We start from the raw sequence: 17,677 nt of genomic DNA on the forward strand, positions 1-17,677 counted from the left end.
CACACCGTGTCCGGTGTATCAGGCTGACCGGACCGCCGAGGAGTCGAGCGCACCATGAAGAACGTCGAGGACGTCTACCGGCTCACCCCCGCCCAGCGGGAGCTGCTGGTGCCACCGTCGCCCGCGCCGGAAGCGCCCATCGAACACCTGGTCGCGGCGGTCCGGGGCGTCCTGGATGAAGCGGCGCTGGAGGAAGCACTGCGGGAGCTCGTGCGCCGTCACACCGCGCTGCGCACCGCGTTCTTCCTCCAGGGCATGCCGGAGCCCATGCAGGTGGTCCGCGAGAAGCTCGCTCCGTCGCTGGAACGAGCGGAGGCCCCCCAGGGCCTGGAGTCCTGGCTGGAAGCGGATCGCAAGCGGGGCATGGGCCTGACGGCTGCGCCGCTGGTGCGGCTGTCCCTCGTGCGCACCTCCGCGGAGTCTTCCTTCCTCGTCTTCGCCTGGCACGCGGCGGCCCTGGACGCGGGCGCCGCGCGGCTCTGCCTGGATGAGCTGCTGCGCCTGTATCAGGCCACCCGAGAGAAGACCGACGCCGCGCTGGAGAAGGCGCGGCCGTTTCGCGAGTACCTCGCGTGGATGGAAGCCCAGGGGTTGGAAGACGCGGAGCGCCACCTGCGCGAGGCGCTGAAGGATCCGCGCCCCACCCTGCTGCCCACGCGCTCCGAGCCACACGCCGCGCCTGGTGTCACGGGCCTGCAACAACTGCTGCTGCCCGCGACGGAGTCGGGCAACGTCCAGGCCTTCCTGCGCAAGCACAAGCTGGGGCTGGGCACGCTGCTCCAGGCCGCGTGGGCGCTGATGCTGCGCCACCACACCGGCCACACGGAGGTCGTGTTCGGTGCCCAGGTCCCCGGCCGCACCGCCGCGCTCGTCCAGGGCCGGCCGCTCGCGGGCCGCTTCGCGCACCTGCTGCCGCGTCGCTTCGCCATCCCCGCCCAGGGCACGCCCCTGCGCTGGCTGCGCGCCCTCCAGGCTGAGCTGTCCGAGGCCCAGCGCCACGAGCACGTCTCCCAATCCCAGGTCCGCCAGTGGCTGAAGCTGCCGGAGGACACGTCCCTCTTCCAGAGCGCCGTCCTCGCCTGGGAGCCGCCCGACGAGGACACGCTGAAGCCCCTGGCCCGCGCACAGGGCCTGGGCGCCTTCCGTCACGTCGCCGCCCCTCCGCCCTGCCCGCTGACGGTGGAGGCCGTGGCCGGAGAGCGGCTGGCGCTGCGGCTGCACCATGACGTGAACGGCTTCGCGCCCCTGGACGTCATCCGCCTCGTGGGCCAGCTCGCGGCGCTGCTGGACGTGCTCGTCACGCAACCGGACCGCGAGCTGTCCTCACTGAGCGAAGTGCTGGACGCCAACGGCGGCACCGCGCGGAGCCCCGCCACCGCGAGCACGTCCGTGGGGCCGGAGGAGCTGCGCGCCCTGCTGGCCTGGCACCCGGAGGTGCGCGCGGTGGACGTGCGCGTCGAGGGCTCCCAGCTCGTCGCGCACGTGGTGCCCAGCCGTCGCCGCGCGCGCAAGCTGGACTTCGGCCTGTTCTTCTTCGCGGACGAGGACGCCGGCACCACCGACAAGTACCGCCTGCTGCTGGAGGCGGCGAAGTTCGGGGACGCGCACGGCTTCTCGTCCGTCTCCACGCCGGAGCGCCACTTCCACGAACACGGCGGCATCTATCCGAACCCGTCGCTGCTCGCCGCGGGCATCGCGACGATGACGAAGCACATCAGCCTGCGCGCGGGCAGCGTCGTGCTGCCGCTGCAGAGCCCCTTCCGCGTCGCGGAGGAGTGGTCCATCGTCGACAACCTCTCCGGAGGCCGCGCCGGCATCTCCATCGCCTCCGGCTGGGTGCCCAACGATTTCGCCCTCTACCCGGAGCACTTCGCCCGCAAGCGCGACGTCATGTGGGAGAACCTGGAGAAGGTCGAACGGCTGTGGCGCGGCGAGTCCGTGTCGGCCCGGGACGGCGCGGGCAAGGAGGTGGAGTTGAAGATCTTCCCCCGCCCCCTCCAGCCCCGGCTGCCCACGTGGGTGACGTGCGCCACGGATCCCGCCCTCTTCGAGCGCACCGGCGCCGGCGGCTATAACGTCCTCACGTCGCTGCTGGGCCAGCCCCTGGAAGAAGCCCTGGAGAAGCTGGGCCTCTACCATGCAGCGGCGGACAAGGCCGGCCACGCACGCGACGCGCGCACGGCCACGCTGATGATGCACACCTTCGTCGGGCAGGACGTGGACGACGTGCTGGACACCGTGCGCGCGCCGCTCACCGCGTACCTGCGCGCCCACGTGGCGCTGATGCAGACGATGGTGAAGAGCCTGGACCTCCAGGTGGACATCAACGAACCCAAGTGGGCGGACTACCTCGCGGCCTATGCCTTCGAGCGCTACTACCGCTCCGGCGCGCTCATCGGCACCGTGACGTCCTGCCTCCCCATGGTGGACAAGCTGCTCGACGGGGACGTGGACGAGGTGGCCTGTCTCATCGACTTCGGCGTCGGCACCGACGCGGTCCTCCAGAGCCTCACGCACCTGGCCGAGCTCAAGCGCCTGGTCCAGGACGAGTCCCTGCGCATGGAACGCGTGCTCACCGAGTACCTCGCGGAACGGCTCCCGGGCGCACGCCCCAACGTGACGGTGAAACTCAGCGACAACCTGTCCGCGGAGCATCCCGGCCCCGTCCTGTAGCACCCGCGCGGAAAGCCTTGTCAGAGGCTCGATGTATCAAGAGCCTCAACCGGGAACTGCCTGCGAGCATGGACAGTTTATAACGTGCCGTGTTAACTGTACTGAACGTTTTCCGCGACTAATTCCGCTCACGCTGAATAAGCCTCGCATCGCTCCGGTAAGTTTTTCGGGGAATTCGTGGCTTGGCACATCTCGTCCGGCCCAACGAATGCCTTCGCCAGAATTGTTACAGGAAATGTCGACACTGGTGGAGCTGTCGCGTCGCAGGGCGGAACAGCGCCCGGATCAGCTCGCCTACACATTCCTCGTGGACGGTGACGCGGAGGAGGCACACCTCACCTACGGAGACCTGGACCGGCGGGCGCGAGCCATCGGCGCGGCGCTCCAGGCGCGAGGTGCGCGGGGTGAGCGAGTGCTGCTGCTCTACCCTCCGGGTCTTGAGTACGTGGCCGCCTTCGTGGGTTGTCTCTACGCGGGCGCGGTGGCGGTGCCGGCCTATCCGCCGGATCCGATGCGGCTTGCGCGCACGCTGCCCCGGCTGGAGGCGGTGATCCAGGACGCGCGGGCGCGCTTCGCGCTCACCACCGGCTTCATCCAGGGCTTCATGGAGTCGATGGGCGAGCAGTCCGCCGCGCTCTCCGGCCTGTCGTGGCTGGCCACCGACGCGGTGGAGGATGGCGAGGCGAGCGGCTGGAAGGATCCGGGCACGGCGCGCGAAGCGCTGGCCTTCCTCCAGTACACCTCCGGCTCCACCGGCACGCCCAAGGGCGTGATGCTCAGCCACGGCAACCTGCTGGCGAACTCGCAGGCCATCCACCAGTGCTTCGAGCACTCGGACGACAGCCGCGGCGTCATCTGGCTGCCGCCGTACCACGACATGGGCCTCATCGGCGGCGTGCTCCAGCCGCTGTGCGGGGGCTTCCCGGTGGTGCTGCTGTCGCCGCTGGACTTCCTCAAGCGGCCGGCGCGCTGGCTGGAGGCCATCTCCCGCTACCGCGCGACGACGAGCGGCGGGCCCAACTTCGCCTTCGACCTGTGCGTGCGCAAGACGACGCCCGAACAGCGCGCGGCGCTGGACCTGAGCTCCTGGGACGTGGCCTTCAACGGCGCGGAGCCGGTGCGCGCGGAGACGCTGGAGCGCTTCACGCGCGCGTTCGCGGACTCGGGCTTCCGCAAGGAGGCCTTCTATCCGTGCTACGGCCTCGCGGAGACGACGCTCATCGCCTCGGGTGGACTCAAGGCCGCGCCCCCGGTGGAGCGCGTGTATCGGCAGGAGGCCCTTCAGCAGGGCCGCGCCGAAGCCCCGGCCCCCTCCGACGCGGTGGATCCGAAGGACCTGCGCACACTGGTGGGCAGCGGCGCGAGCATCCCCGGGCAGGAGCTGCTCATCGTGGATCCCGAGTCCCGTCAGCCCGTGCCCGAAGGCCGGCTGGGGGAGATCTGGCTGCGCGGCCCGAGCGTGGCGGGCAGCTACTGGGAGCGGCTCGAGGAGAGCGAGGCCACCTTCCGCGCCCGCCGCGCCGACACCGGCGAAGGCCCCTACCTGCGCACCGGCGACCTGGGCTTTCTGTCCGGCCGGGAGCTGTTCGTCGCGGGCCGCATCAAGGACCTGATCATCCTGCGCGGACGCAACCACTACCCCCAGGACCTGGAGCTGACGGCGGAGTCGGGCCACCCGGCGATGCGTCCGGGTTGCTCGGCCGCGTTCGCCGTGGACCGGGGCGGTGAGGAACGGCTGGTGGTGGTGCTGGAGGTGGACCGCAAGACGCTGGGCGAACCCTCCGCCGCCATCGATGCCATCCGACGCGCCATCGCGCAGGGGCACGAAGTGTCCGTGGACACGGTGGTGCTCATCCCCGCGGGCGGACTGCCCAAGACGTCCAGCGGCAAGGTGCAGCGCAGGGCATGCCGGACGCAGTACCTGGCGAACGAGCTGGAGATCCTCGCCCAGGAATCCCTCGCGGACGCTGGCACCGACGCCGGGAGTGCGCCCGAGGCCGTCGCCCCGGAAGCGCCCCGGTTGACACGCGACACCCTTCTGGCCGCGTCGGAGGCAGAGCGAGCGGAGCTGTTGGGCACGTACCTGCGGCGTCACCTGTCGCGGGCCCTGTCCGTGCCGGTGTCGGCGCTGGAGGCGACGCGTCCCCTCACCGCGCTGGGCCTGGACTCCATCCATGCCGTCGAGCTGAAGGCGGCGCTGGAGGAGGAGTTGGAGATCCACCTGCCGGTGGCGCTGCTCCTGGAGGGTGTGCACCTGGAGGCGCTCATCGCGCGGGCGCTCGCGGAGCTGCGCCACCCCAGCGCCGCGCCACCTCCGCTGGTGGCGGGAGCGCGTGGGGACTCGCCGCTGTCTCCGGGACAGGAGCGGCTGCTGTTCCTGGATCAGCTCGCGGCGGGCAGCGCGGCCTACAACATCCCGGCGGCGGTGGAGCTGGACGGACATCTGGACGTGGGCGTGCTGACCCGCAGCCTGGAGGCCATCGTCCACCGGCATGAGGCGCTGCGCACGCGCTTCCCCCGTGCCCAGGGCCGCCGCGTGCAGGACATCCTCCCCCCTTCGGACGTCCCGGCGGGCGGGCCGCTGGCGCGCCCGGGCGCGGTGGTGGACCTGAGCGGAATGCCGGAGGCGGAGCAGGCCGCCGCGACGGAGCGCCTCACCGCCGAGGAGGCGCGAGGGCCGTTCGACCTGGAGCGCGAGCTGCCGGTGCGCGCGAAGCTGTTGAAGCTGTCCGACACGCGGCACCGGCTGCTGCTCACGCTGCACCACGTGGTGTCGGACGGCTGGAGCATGGGCGTGGTGGTGCGGGAGCTGGGCGCGCTCTACGCGGCCTTCGCGCAGGGCCGGCCGTCGCCGCTGCCGGAGCTTCCCGTGCAGTACGCCGACCATGCCGCATGGCTGCGCCGCCGGCTGGAGGACGGCCTGCTGGACGAAGAGCTTTCGTGGTGGAAGGAGCGTCTGTCCGGGGCACCTCCGCTGCTGGAGCTGCCCCTGGACAAGCCTCGCCCGGAGCGCCAGCACTTCGAGGGCGCGCGGCAGCCGGTGGCGCTCTCCGCCGCGCTCAGCGAAGGGCTGCGGCAGTTGGGCCGGGCCGAAGGCACCACGCCCTTCATGTCGCTGCTGGCGGGCTTCCTGGTGGTGCTGCACTCGCGCACCGGACGCACGGACCTGGTGGTGGGCACGGACGTGGCCAGCCGCGAGCACGCGCGCACACAGAACCTCATTGGCCTGTTCGTCAACCAGTTGGTGCTGCGCGTGGGCCTGGAGGGCAACCCCACCTTCCGGCAGGTGCTCGGACGGGTGCGGGAGGTGGCGCTGGGGGGACAAGCGCACCCGCACGTCCCCTTCGACAAGCTGGTGGAGGCGCTGCGCCCGCCGCGCGATGCCCGCTACAACCCGCTGTTCCAGGTGATGTTCGTCCTGGAGAACGCGCCGCTGCCCGCGCTGAGACTGCCGGGGCTGAAGCTGCACCAGTTGGAGATCGACGACGGCGGCTCGCCCTTCGACCTGTCGGTGCTGCTGTCCGAATCCGAGGGCCGCATCCAGGGCGTGCTGCGCTTCGCCACCGCCCTGTTCGACGCGGCGACGATCGCGCGGCTGGCCGGGGACTACGAAACGACGCTGGCGGCGGCAATCGCCCGGCCGGACGCGACGTTGGAGGAGCTGCACGGGGCGTTGGTGGAGCGTGAGCGCCAGCGGCAGCAGGAGCGGGCGCAGGCGCTCCAGTCCTCGCGCAAGGAACTGTTCCGCGGCGTGCGCCGTCGCGGTGGGAGCGAATCATGACGACGGACGGTCAGCCGAAGCGCGCACTCCCGAAGCTTCGCCGCCGCGAGGTGGATGGCTCCGGTCAGGACTGGGTGCGCTTCGAGGAGCTGCGGCCCGGACTGCACCTGCCCGTGGTGGCCCGCCCCTCGCTGCCGGGCATCGAGCTGGCCGACTGGGGCCGCACGCACCGCGCGCTCGTGGACGCACAGATCCACAAGCATGGCGCCGTGCTCTTCCGGGGCTTCGACGTGGCGACGCCCGAGTCCATGGACCGGGCCATCCAGGCCCTGGCGGATGAAGCGCTGGCCTACGAGGAGCGCTCGTCGCCGCGCTCGCAGGTGAGCGGCAACATCTACACGTCCACGGACCACCCGCCGTCCGAGCGGATCTTCCTGCACAACGAGCAGTCCTACAACCAGACCTTCCCGGCGCGCCTCTTCTTCGCCTGCGTGTTGCCGTCGCAACAGGGTGGCGAAACGCCGCTCGCGGACACGCGGCGCATCTTCCAGCGCCTGCCGGCCGAGGTGCGCGCGCGGTTCCTGGAGCAGGGCTACACGTACGTCCGCAACTTCGGTCACCACCTGGGGTTGAGCTGGCAGACGGCGTTCCAGACGGAGGACCGCGCCGAGGTGGAAGCGTACTGCCAGCGCAGCGGCATCCAGGTGGAATGGCGCGACGGCAACCGCCTGCGCACGCGACAGGTGCGTCGCGCGGCGGGGCTGCACCCCGTCACCGGCGAGCCCGTCTGGTTCAACCACGCCACGTTCTTCCACGTCTCCACGCTGCCGGCGCCGGTGGCTTCCGCGCTGCTGGCGGACCTGGGCGAGGAGGACCTGCCCAACCACACGTATTACGGCGACGGCGCTCCCATCGAGCCCGAGGTGATGGAGACGCTGCGCGCCGCGTACGAGGCCGAACAGGTGATGTTCCCCTGGGAGAAGGGCGACCTGCTCGTCATCGACAACCTGCTCGCGGCCCACGCGCGTTCGTCCTTCGTGGGGCCCCGGCGAGTGCTGGCTGGCATGGCCCGTCCGTTCCCGTGGAGCGAGGTCGCCCCGGTGGCGGCCACGCCCCCCGGCACCCCTCCAGGCTGACCGCCTGAATCCGAGGGCCTCGCGCCCTTCCCCGTCCCCTTCCAGGAGCCTTCAGCGTGACGCAGCCAACCGGATTCCGGCTCTCCCCCCAGCAGGCAAGACTCTGGACCCTCCTGACCGCCGTTCCGGGAGCGCCGTCGTGTGCCCGGGCCGTGTTCGCAATCGAGGGGACGCTCGATGTCGCGCGGTTGGAACACGCGGTGCGCGGGTTGAGCTCCGCGCACGAGGTGCTGCGCACCACCTACCGGCATCTCGCGGGAACGAGCGCCGCGGTGCAGGTTCCCGGAGAGGTTCCTTCCACCGTCCTGGAGGTGCTCGACTGGAGCGCGCTTCCCGAAGCCGAGCAGGCCGCGCGGCTGGGGTCGCTGGGCGCCGGGTCCGCGTCGCTGGAGGTGCTAAAGCCGTGGCGGCTCGCGGTGCTGGGCCAGGACCGGCATGCGCTGATCGTGGAGGTGCCCGCGCTCTCCGCGGATCGCCAGACGTTCGTCGTGCTTGCCCGTGAGCTGGGACGTGCGCTGACGGCTGCGTCCGCGCCGGACGAAGAGCCGCCTCCGCAGTACGCGGACGTCGCGGAGGTCTTCCACCAGATCCTCGAATCGGACGACAGCGCGGACGGACGGCGCTTCTGGAAGGGCCGCGACCTGGGGGGCGCCACCGGTGCATCCCTGCCCACGCGCCGCACGGGCACGGACGCGCACGGCCTGCGCGTCGGTCGTCAGTCCCGCGCACTGCCCCCTGACACGGCCACGGCCCTGGAGGCACTGGCCGGCCGGCTGGGTGTCCCGCTGGCGGACGTCGTGCTCGCGGGCTGGTCGCGCCTGCTGGCACGCATGGGAGGCAGCGGCGACGCGTGCGTCTCCGTGCGCGTGGACGGCCGTGGCTACGAAGGCCTGGACGCGGCGCTCGGCCTCTTCGAGCGATGGCTGCCCGTGAGCGCATCTTCCGGCGCGAACTTCGAAGCGCTCGTGCGCGACGTGGCACGAAGCGTTCGCGAAGCCGCCGCGTGGCAGGACGACTTCGACGCGTCGAGCGCCTTCCCTGCCGCCGGTGGGCCCGCCCCCTCCCGCTCCTTCGCCTTCGAGGACATCACGTGGCCGGAGTCCACGCGCGCGGGCGGACTGACGCTGTCCCTCACCCACGTGGAGGCGCGCGGTGAACGCGCTGAGCTGACCCTGGCCCTGGTGCGCGTTCACGGACCGCTGTCGCTGGAGCTGCACCACGACGAAGCCGCGTACACCTCCGAGGAGGCCACCCGGTTGCTGGAGCGCCTGGAGACCCTGCTCGCCTCGGCGGTGGCCGCGCCGGAGCGCGCGCTGGACGCCCTTTCATGGGTGGGCCCGACCGAGCTGCGACAGTTGGCGGACTTCAACCGCACCTCCCGCGATCACGACTCGCAGGACACGCTGCCCGCGCGCTTCGAGGCCGTGGCCCGCGCCCGTCCGGACGCCGTGGCGGTCGCGTTCGAGGACGAACAGCTCACCTTCGCCGCGCTGTCGGAGCGCGCGAACCGGCTCGCATCGCACCTGCGGGCCCGGGGCATCGGAACCGAGACGCGCGTGGCGGTGTGCCTTGAGCGGTCGGTGGAGCAGTTCGTGGTGCTGCTCGGCATCCTCAAGGCCGGGGGCACCTTCGTGCCGCTGGATCCGACCTATCCCCGTGAACGCCTGGCCTACGTCATCCAGCAGGCCGGCGCGCCGCTCGTCATCACCCGTTCGAACCTGCGCGCATCGCTGCCCGACGGCGCGCACACCCTCCTCTGCCTGGACCAGGAAGCCGACGCCCTGGCCGCCGCGTCCTCCCACGCGCCCGACGTGACGCTCTCCCCGGAGAACGCCGCCTACGTCATCTTCACCTCCGGCTCCACCGGCCGCCCCAAGGGCGTGATGATCCCGCACCGCTCGGCGCTCAACCTGGCCGCCACGCTGCGCGACGTCGTCTACCAGGGCCGGGGCCCCGGCCTCCGGGTGAGCGTCAACGCGCCGCTCGTGTTCGACGCGTCCGTGAAGCAGTGGCTCCAACTCCTCAACGGCCACTCGCTGCACATCGTTCCGGAAGAGGTACGGCCGGACGCGGTGCGCATGCGCGCGTGGGTCCTGCGGCACGCATTGGACGTCGTGGACTGCACGCCTTCGCTGCTGGGCCCCCTGCTGGCACAGGGTCTGGGACGCGACGCGGACTTCGCTCCGGCGCTCGTGCTGGTGGGCGGAGAGGCCATCGACGCGCGCACCTGGGCGGACCTCACGCCGCTGACGCGCACGCGCTTCGTGAACATGTACGGTCCCACCGAGTGCACCGTGAACGCCACGGCGTGCCCCATCGCGGACTCCGCGCAGCCGAGCATCGGCGGACCGCTGGGCAACGTGCGCGTGCACGTGCTGGACGCGGGCCTGCGGGAGCTTCCCTTGGGTGTGCCCGGCGAGCTGTTCATCGGCGGCGCGGGCGTGGGCCGTGGCTACGAAGGCCGTCCGGACCTCACCGCCGAGCGCTTCGTGCCGGATCCGTTCAGCCCCACGCCGGGCGCGCGCCTGTACCGCACGGGCGACGTGGGCCGCTACCGCGAGGACGGCCGCATCGACTTCCACGGCCGCGCCGACTTCCAGGTGAAGGTGCGGGGCTACCGCATCGAGCCCGGTGAAATCGAAGCGCAGGTGCGCACGCATCCGGAGGTCGGCGAGGCGGTCGTCGTCGTGCGTGGCACGAAGGAGGAAGCGCGGCTGGTCGCGTACTTCGTGCCCCGGCGCGGAATGCCCGTGGGCGGCGAGCCGGCGGCATCCCAACTGGCGCTGGAGCTGCGCGGATTCCTTCGCGAGCTGGTGCCCGAGTTCATGCTGCCCACCCACTTCGTGCCGATGGCGCGCCTGCCGCTCAACCGCAACGGCAAGGTGGACCGGGCCGCGCTGCCGGAACCGGTCGCGGCACGGCCGGACGCGCTGCCCTACGAGGCGCCCGTCACGGAGCTGGAGCAGCGCATCGCCGCCATCTGGCAGGAGGCCCTCAAGGTGGACCGGGTGGGCCTGCACAGCAGCTTCTTCGACCTGGGGGGCCACTCGCTCCTCATGGTGCAGGTGCACGAGAAGCTGTCGATGTTGATGGGCCGGCGGCTGTCCATGGTGGAGCTGTTCCAGCACCCCACCGTGGCCTCGCTGGCGAAGTACCTGGGACAGGCCCCGGCGAGCGCGGCCCAGGAGTCCCTTCAGCAGCAGGCGCGTGACGAGCGCGCGAAGAAACAACTCCAAGCGATGCAGCAACAGGCCCTCTTGATGAAGGCCAGGGGTAAGCGATGAGCAGCGACGTCGAGCAGGACGCTCCTCAGATGGAAGGCGTGGCGATCGTGGGCATGGCGTGCCGGTTCCCCGGCGCCAGCACCCCCGAGGCTTTCTGGAAGAACCTCCAGGAGGGCGTGGAGTCCATCACCTTCCTCAAGGACGAGGAGCTGGACCGCGCCGCCATCGACCCCGCGGAGCTGAAGGATCCGAAGTACGTCAAGGCGCGGGCCACGCTGGACGGCATCGATCAATTCGACGCGCGCTTCTTCGAACTGTCGCCGCGCGAGGCGGAGATCACCGACCCGCAGCAGCGCCTCTTCATGGAGTGCGCCTGGGAGGCCCTGGAAGCCGCGGGCCACGATCCGTCGCGGGCGAAGGGCCCCATCGGCATCTACGCGGGCGCGGGCGCCAACGGCTACCTGCTCTACAACCTGTCGTCTGCCGGGCACCTGACGGGCACGGTGAGCGCGTTCCAGGCCGTCATCCACAACAAGAACGACCACCTGGCCACGCGCGTCGCCTACAAGCTGGACCTCAAGGGTCCAGCGGTGACGGTGCAGACCGCGTGCTCCACGTCGCTCGTGGCCGTGTACCACGCGTGCCAGAGCCTGCTGAGCTTCCAGTGCGACATGGCGCTGGCGGGCGGCGTCACCATCACCGTGCCGCAGAAGACGGGCTACCTCTACACCGAGCGCGGCATCGGTTCTCCGGACGGGCACTGCCGCCCGTTCGACGCGAACGCGCAGGGCACGGTGGGCGGCAGCGGCGCGGGCGCCGTGGTGCTCAAGCGCCTGTCGGACGCCATCGCGGACGGCGACATCATCCACGCGGTCATCCGCGGTGGCGCCCTCAACAACGACGGCACGGACAAGGTCGGCTACACCGCGCCCAGCGTGAACGGCCAGGCCGAAGTCATCGGCATGGCGCACGCGCTGTCCGGCGTGGACCCGGACACCATCACCTACGTCGAAGCCCACGGCACGGGTACGCCCATGGGCGACCCGATTGAAGTGAAGGCCCTGACGAAGGCGTTCCGCTCCGGCGGCGCCACGCGCAACGGCTACTGCGGCCTGGGCTCCGTGAAGAGCAACGTGGGCCACCTGGACACGGCGGCCGGCATCGCGGGCCTCATCAAGACGGCGCTCACGCTGAAGCACCGGCAGCTCCCGCCCAGCCTCGGCTTCGAGAAGCCCAACCCCGAAATCGACTTCGCGAGCAGCCCCTTCTACGTCAACGCGAAGCTCCAGGACTGGAACGCTCCGTCGCCGCGCCGCGCGGGCGTGAGCGCGTTCGGCCTGGGTGGCACCAACGCGCACGTCGTCGTGGAGGAAGCGCCGCAGCGCGCCCCGTCCGGGCCGTCGCGCGAGCACCAGTTGCTGGTGGTGTCGGCCCGTTCGGACGCGGCGCTGGAGACGGCGACGACGCGGCTGGCGGAGCACCTGAAGGCGAATCCGGGCCTGAACCTGGCGGACGTGGCGTTCACGCTCCAGAAGGGCCGCAAGGCCTTCGAGCATCGCCGCTTCGTGGTGGTCCGCACCGTGGAGGAGGCCGCGCAGGCGCTGGCGACACTGTCCCCGGACCGCGTCATCACCCGCACGCAGGAGCGCGTCACCCGGCCCGTGATGTTCATGTTCCCCGGCCAGGGCTCGCAGCACCCGGGCATGGCCGCGTCCCTGTACCGGGGCGAGGCCGTGTTCCGGCAGGAGGCGGACCGCTGCCTGGAGCTGCTGTCGAAGCGCCACGGGCTGGACCTGAAGCCGCTGGTGTTCGGCTCCGACACGCAGGATGCGCAGGCCGCCGCGAAGCTGGAGCAGACGGCCCTCACCCAGCCGGCCCTGTTCGTCGTGGAGTACGCACTGGCGAAGCTGCTGCTGTCGTGGGGCCTGGAGCCTGCGGCGATGATCGGCCACAGCGTGGGCGAGTACGTCGCGGCCTGCCTGGCCGGCGTCTTCACGCTGGAGGACGCGCTGGAGCTCGTCGCCACCCGGGGCCGGCTCATGCAGTCCTGCCCGCCGGGCGCCATGCTGTCCGTGCAGCTCGCGGAGGCGGACGTGCGTCCGCTGTTGAGCGAGGGCCTGGAGGTCGCCGCCGCCAACGCGCCGGGCTCCTGCGTCGTCGCGGGTCCTCCGGCGGCCATCGAGGCGCTGGAGAAGCAGCTCGCGGCGAAGGACGTGCTGGCCCGCCGGCTGCGCACGTCGCACGCGTTCCACTCCGCGATGATGGACCCCATCGTCGGGGCCTTCCGGGACGCGGTGGCGAAGGCGAAGCCCTCCGCACCGAAGCTGCGCTTCATCTCCAACGTCACGGGCACGTGGATCACCGCGGAGCAGGCGACGTCGCCCGACTACTGGGCGAAGCACCTGCGCCAGCCGGTGCGCTTCGCGGACGGCCTGGACGAACTGTTGAAGGAGTCCGAGGCGGTGTTGCTGGAAGTGGGCCCGGGCAAGGCGCTCCAGTCGCTGGCGCGCTGGCACCCGCGCAAGAAGCCGACCCAGTCCATGCACACCACGCTGCCGACGGTGGGCGAAGCCACGCCGGAGGCGGAGTACCTGCTGCGCACGCTGGGCTACCTGTGGCTGCTGGGCGTGGACGCACCCGGGTACTTCGACGGAGAGACGCGCCGCCGCGAGTTGCTGCCCACCTACCCGTTCGAGCGTCAGCGCTACTGGGTGGATCTGCGCTCCTCCACCAGCGCGCAGGCGAAGCGCGGGGGCTCCCTGGAGAAGCGCCAGGACGTGGCCGGCTGGTTCTGGCTGCCGGTGTGGAAGGAGTCCGCGCCGAAGGTGGCCTCGGTCGGCGCTGGCGACGCGAAGGCGGCGCCGTGGTTGCTCCTCCAAGACAAGGCGGGCCTGGGCGCGAAGCTGGCCGCGCGACTGCGTCAGCAGGGGCACGCGCTGGTGGAAGTCACCCAGGGCCGTGAGTTCCGCCGCACGGGCGCGGACGCGTATGAGCTGAACCCCGGCCGCCGCGAGGATTACGCCGCGCTGCTGTCGGAGCTGGCGGCGGATGGGCGGCTTCCGGAGCGCATCGTCCACCTCACCGGCATCACCGCCGAGGGCTCGGGTGCGGCGACGGAGGACGTCGTCGAGCGGTCCTTCTTCAGCCCGCTGCACCTGGCGCAGGCGCTGGGCGCGCACACGACGGGCAAGCCGGTGCGCCTGTCGCTGGTGTCCAACGGCATGCAGGAAGTCACGGGCGGAGACCTCGTGTCACCGGAGCAGGCGGTGGCGCTGGGCCCCACCAACGTCATCCCGCGCGAGCTGCCACATGTGCACTGCCGCAGCGTGGACGTCACCCTGCCCCCACTCACCAGCTTCCAGGCCGGACGGCTGGTGGAGCTGCTGGCCGCGGAGCTGGCGTCGGATTCGGAGGAGCCCGTGGTGGCCTTCCGCAGTGGCCGCCGCTGGGTGCGCGACTTCGAGGAGGTGCGCCTGGAGGAAGGCCCCGAATCGGCGGTGCCGCTGCGCGAAGGCGGCGTGTACCTCATCACCGGCGGTCTGGGCGGCATCGGCCTGTCGTTCGCCGAAGCACTGGCGGAGAAGTGGCACGCGCGGCTGGTACTCGTCGGGCGCGCGGTGGTGCCTCCGCGCGAGGAGTGGGCGAAGCACCTGGAGTCCTCCGGTGACGAAGCCACGCGTCGGCGCATCCAGGCCGTGCAGCGCCTGGAGGAGAAGGGCGCGAAGGTGCTGACGCTCAGCGCGGACGTGACGGACCTGGAGCGCATGCGGGCGGTGGTGGCCACCGCGCGCGAACGCTTCGGCGCCATCCATGGCGTCATCCACGCGGCCGGTGTGCCGGGTGGCGGCCTGCTCCAGTTGAAGACGCGCGAGGCGGCGACGGCGGTGCTCGCGCCCAAGGTGACGGGCACGCGTGTGCTCGGGGCGGTGCTGGAGGGCGAGCGGCTGGACTTCTTCGCGGCCTGCTCGTCGCTCACCACGGTGGTGGGCCGCTTCGGACAGGTGGACTACACGGCGGCCAACGCGTACCTGGATGCGTTCACCCGCGCGTTCCAGGCCCGCACGGGCACCTACGCGGTGTCCATCAACTGGGGCGCGTGGGACGAAGTCGGCATGGCGGCGCGACCTGCGACGCAGACCGGCGAAGGCCGCGCGATTCCGCACCCGTTCGTGCACCGCTGCCTGGTGGACACGCCGCAGCGCAAGGTCTTCTCCGGCACCTTCGGCGAGCCGCGCTCGCAGTGGGTGACGGACGAGCACCGCATCCTGGGCAACCCCACGGTGCCGGGCGTGACGTACTTCGAGATGGTGCGCGCCGCGGTGGCGGACGAGGCGAAGGGCCGCACCATCGAGCTGTTGGACAACTACTTCCTCGCGCCGCTGCGCGTGCCGGAGAACGAGACGCGCGAGGTGCGCCTCACCCTGGAGAAGGACGGGGACGGCTACCGCTGGGGCGTGAAGAGCCTGCCGCCGGGCGGCGTGGGCAAGGGCACGGACCACTCGGCGGGCCGGGTGCGCTTCGGCGGGCCCCGCGTGGCGCGCGTGGAGGACCTGGAGGCCATCCGCAAGCGGTGCGACAAGCCGCGTCCGCAGTCGCTGGAGGCCGAATACGAGCAGGAGCTGGGGCCTCGCTGGCGCAGCGTCCAGGCCATCCTCCCGGGTGACAACGAGCTGTTGATGGTGCTGGAGCTGATGCCGGAGTTCACCGGCGACTTCGAGCAGCTCCTCTTCCACCCGTCGCTCATCGACCGCACGTCGGGCATCGCCAAGAGCTTCCTCGCGGAGCACGGCTACTACCTGCCCTTCGGCTACAAGGTGCTGCGCCTGCACGGCGAGCTGCCGCGCCGCGTGTACAGCCACGCGCGCTTCCGGGCCAACGAGTCGTCCAACGGCGACGAGACGCTCGCCTTCGACCTCACGATGATGGACGAGCAGGGCCGCGTCCTGGTGGAGGTGGAGCGGCTGACGCAGAAGCGCGTCAACGATCCCGCCGCCGAGCTGCGCGCCCTGGCCGCCGCCGCCCGCGAGTCCGCGCTGGCAAAGGTGCTCCCCACCGAGGAGCGCCAGGAGATCTCCCCGCGCGAGGGCGTGGTGGCGCTGGAGCGCATCCTGGCCTCGGCGCTGGCGTCCCAGGTGGTGGTGTCCGTGCGCGACCTGCACGCGACCATCGCCCACACGGATGAGGTCGTCCGTGAACGGGTGCTCGCGGCCGTGGGGGAGACACGAGCCCCCGGCGAGCAGCAGGCCCGTCCCAAGCTGAAGACGGAGTACGTGGCGCCGCGCAACGACATCGAACAGCGCATCGCCGAAGCCTGGCAGACGGTGCTCGGCATCGACCGCGTGGGCGTGAACGACAACTTCTTCGAGTTGGGCGGCGACTCCGTTCAGGCCATCCAGATCATCGCTCGCGGCAGCCAGTCCGGCCTGCAACTGAGCCCGCAGCAGTTCTTCCAGTACTCCACCATCGCGGAGCTGGCGGCGATGATCGCCGGCATCGTGGCGAAGCAGGCCGAACAGGGTCCGGTGGTAGGCCCTGCCCCGCTCACCCCCGAACAGCGTCGCCTGCTGGAGGCGTCCGCTGGGGCCTCCACCCGCGTGGCCCGGGTCGCGGTGCGCGGGCCGGTGGAAGCGTCCGCGCTGTCGCAGGCCCTGGGCACGGTGCTGTCGCACCACGACGCCCTGCGCCTGCGCTTCACGCGCGGCGTGTCCGGATGGCAGCAGACGGGTGCGGCGCCGGGCACGGACGTGTCCTTCGCGGAAGTGGACCTGCGCGCCCTGCCCGCCGCCGAGCACGAGGCGGCGCTGCACGGCGAGGAGGAGAAGCTCCGCGCGAAGCTGGACAGCGGCGCGGGTCCGCTCGCGGCGGCCGCGTGGGTGCGGCTGGAGGGCGGCGCGGGCAGCCAGTTGCTGATCGCGGCGCACGGGCTCGCGGTGGACGGCGCTTCGTGGCGGCTGCTGGTGGAGGACCTGTCCTCGGCCGTGCGCCATGCGCGCGGTGGACCGGCCCTGCGCGCGAAGACGGCGTCCTTCAAGCGCTGGGCGGAGCGGCTGGCCGAAGAAGCCTCCTCCGAGTCCCTGCGCAAGGAGGAGTCGGTGTGGACGGGCGCCGCGCAGGAGGGCGCCACGAAGCTGCCGGTGGAGCGCGCGGGGAGCCCGTCGGGGGCCGCTCGCGTCGTGGAGGTGTCGCTGTCGGCGGATGAGACGCGGCGGCTCCACGAGAAGCTCGCCGGCACGTGGCGCGCGGACGTGGCCGAGGGCGCGCTGGCGGCGCTGGGACAGGCGCTGGCGACCTGGACCGGCGGTGGACGGCTGCGGGTGGAGGTCGTGACGGACGGACGCGACGCGTTCGACGGCCAGGACTTCTCGCGCACGGTGGGCTGCTTCGATGTCACCTGGCCGCTGCTGTTGGAGCTGGAGCAGAACCAGGGCGCGGGTGACGCGCTCAAGGCCGCGAAGGAGCGCATGCGCCGCGTGCCGCGCCGGGGCATCGGCTTCGGGCTGCTGCGCGATAGCTCCCATGGCGAGCTGTCCGAACGCCTGCGCCGCCTGCCCCGGGCGGAGGTGCTCGTGCGGCACCTGGGAGCGTTGGACTCCTCCGAGGACACGGCGCCCTTCGGTGCGGGCACGGCGCCCGGCGCCCACCGCGCGACGGGTGGGTACGCGTTGGCGGTGGAGACGTTCCTGTCCGGCGGGCGCCTGCACGTGCGCTGCGCCTACGACGACGGGACGTACACGCAGGGGACGGCGTCGAAGCTCGCCGGGGATGTCCTCGCGGCGCTGCGCACGCTGGGCAGCGACGAGCAGGACACGAAGGCGGCGCTGTCATCCGTGGATTTCCCCCTCGCGGGCCTGGATGACTCGCAGCTCGGGGCACTCGCGGCGCTCATCAACGATGCGGACGGGTCGGAGGGTTAGGGCAACACC

General features: G+C 71.7%; 5 protein-coding genes. All 5 read left to right on the forward strand.

Annotation, left to right across the window (positions count from 1 at the left end):
* Window positions 1-54: 54 nt before the first annotated feature.
* The 5 genes from D7V88_RS00130 to D7V88_RS00150 all read left to right on the forward strand — a co-directional run bounded on the left by D7V88_RS00130 (window position 55) and on the right by D7V88_RS00150 (window position 17,668).
* Window positions 55-2,673, forward strand: a complete 2,619-nt coding sequence (locus tag D7V88_RS00130; RefSeq protein ID WP_120538531.1) for a MupA/Atu3671 family FMN-dependent luciferase-like monooxygenase — start codon at window positions 55-57, stop codon at window positions 2,671-2,673.
* A gap of 235 nt (window positions 2,674-2,908) precedes the next feature.
* The gene (locus D7V88_RS00135; protein WP_158624950.1) at window positions 2,909-6,454 is read left to right on the forward strand and encodes a condensation domain-containing protein; all 3,546 of its coding nucleotides are present in this window, start codon (window positions 2,909-2,911) and stop codon (window positions 6,452-6,454) included.
* Window positions 6,451-7,530 (forward strand): TauD/TfdA family dioxygenase, encoded by a 1,080-nt coding sequence (locus tag D7V88_RS00140; RefSeq protein ID WP_120538533.1) that lies wholly within the window; start codon window positions 6,451-6,453, stop codon window positions 7,528-7,530. Before D7V88_RS00135 ends, D7V88_RS00140 begins: the two co-directional genes overlap by 4 nt.
* A gap of 56 nt (window positions 7,531-7,586) precedes the next feature.
* The gene (locus D7V88_RS00145) at window positions 7,587-10,814 is read left to right on the forward strand and encodes a non-ribosomal peptide synthetase (protein WP_120538534.1); all 3,228 of its coding nucleotides are present in this window, start codon (window positions 7,587-7,589) and stop codon (window positions 10,812-10,814) included.
* Window positions 10,811-17,668 (forward strand): type I polyketide synthase, encoded by a 6,858-nt coding sequence (locus D7V88_RS00150; protein WP_120538535.1) that lies wholly within the window; start codon window positions 10,811-10,813, stop codon window positions 17,666-17,668. The genes D7V88_RS00145 and D7V88_RS00150 overlap by 4 nt, the downstream gene beginning before the upstream one ends.
* The last annotated feature ends 9 nt before the right edge of the window (window positions 17,669-17,677 follow it).

The sequence above is a fragment of the Corallococcus terminator genome, assembly GCF_003611635.1.
Taxonomy (GTDB): Bacteria; Myxococcota; Myxococcia; order Myxococcales; family Myxococcaceae; genus Corallococcus; species Corallococcus terminator.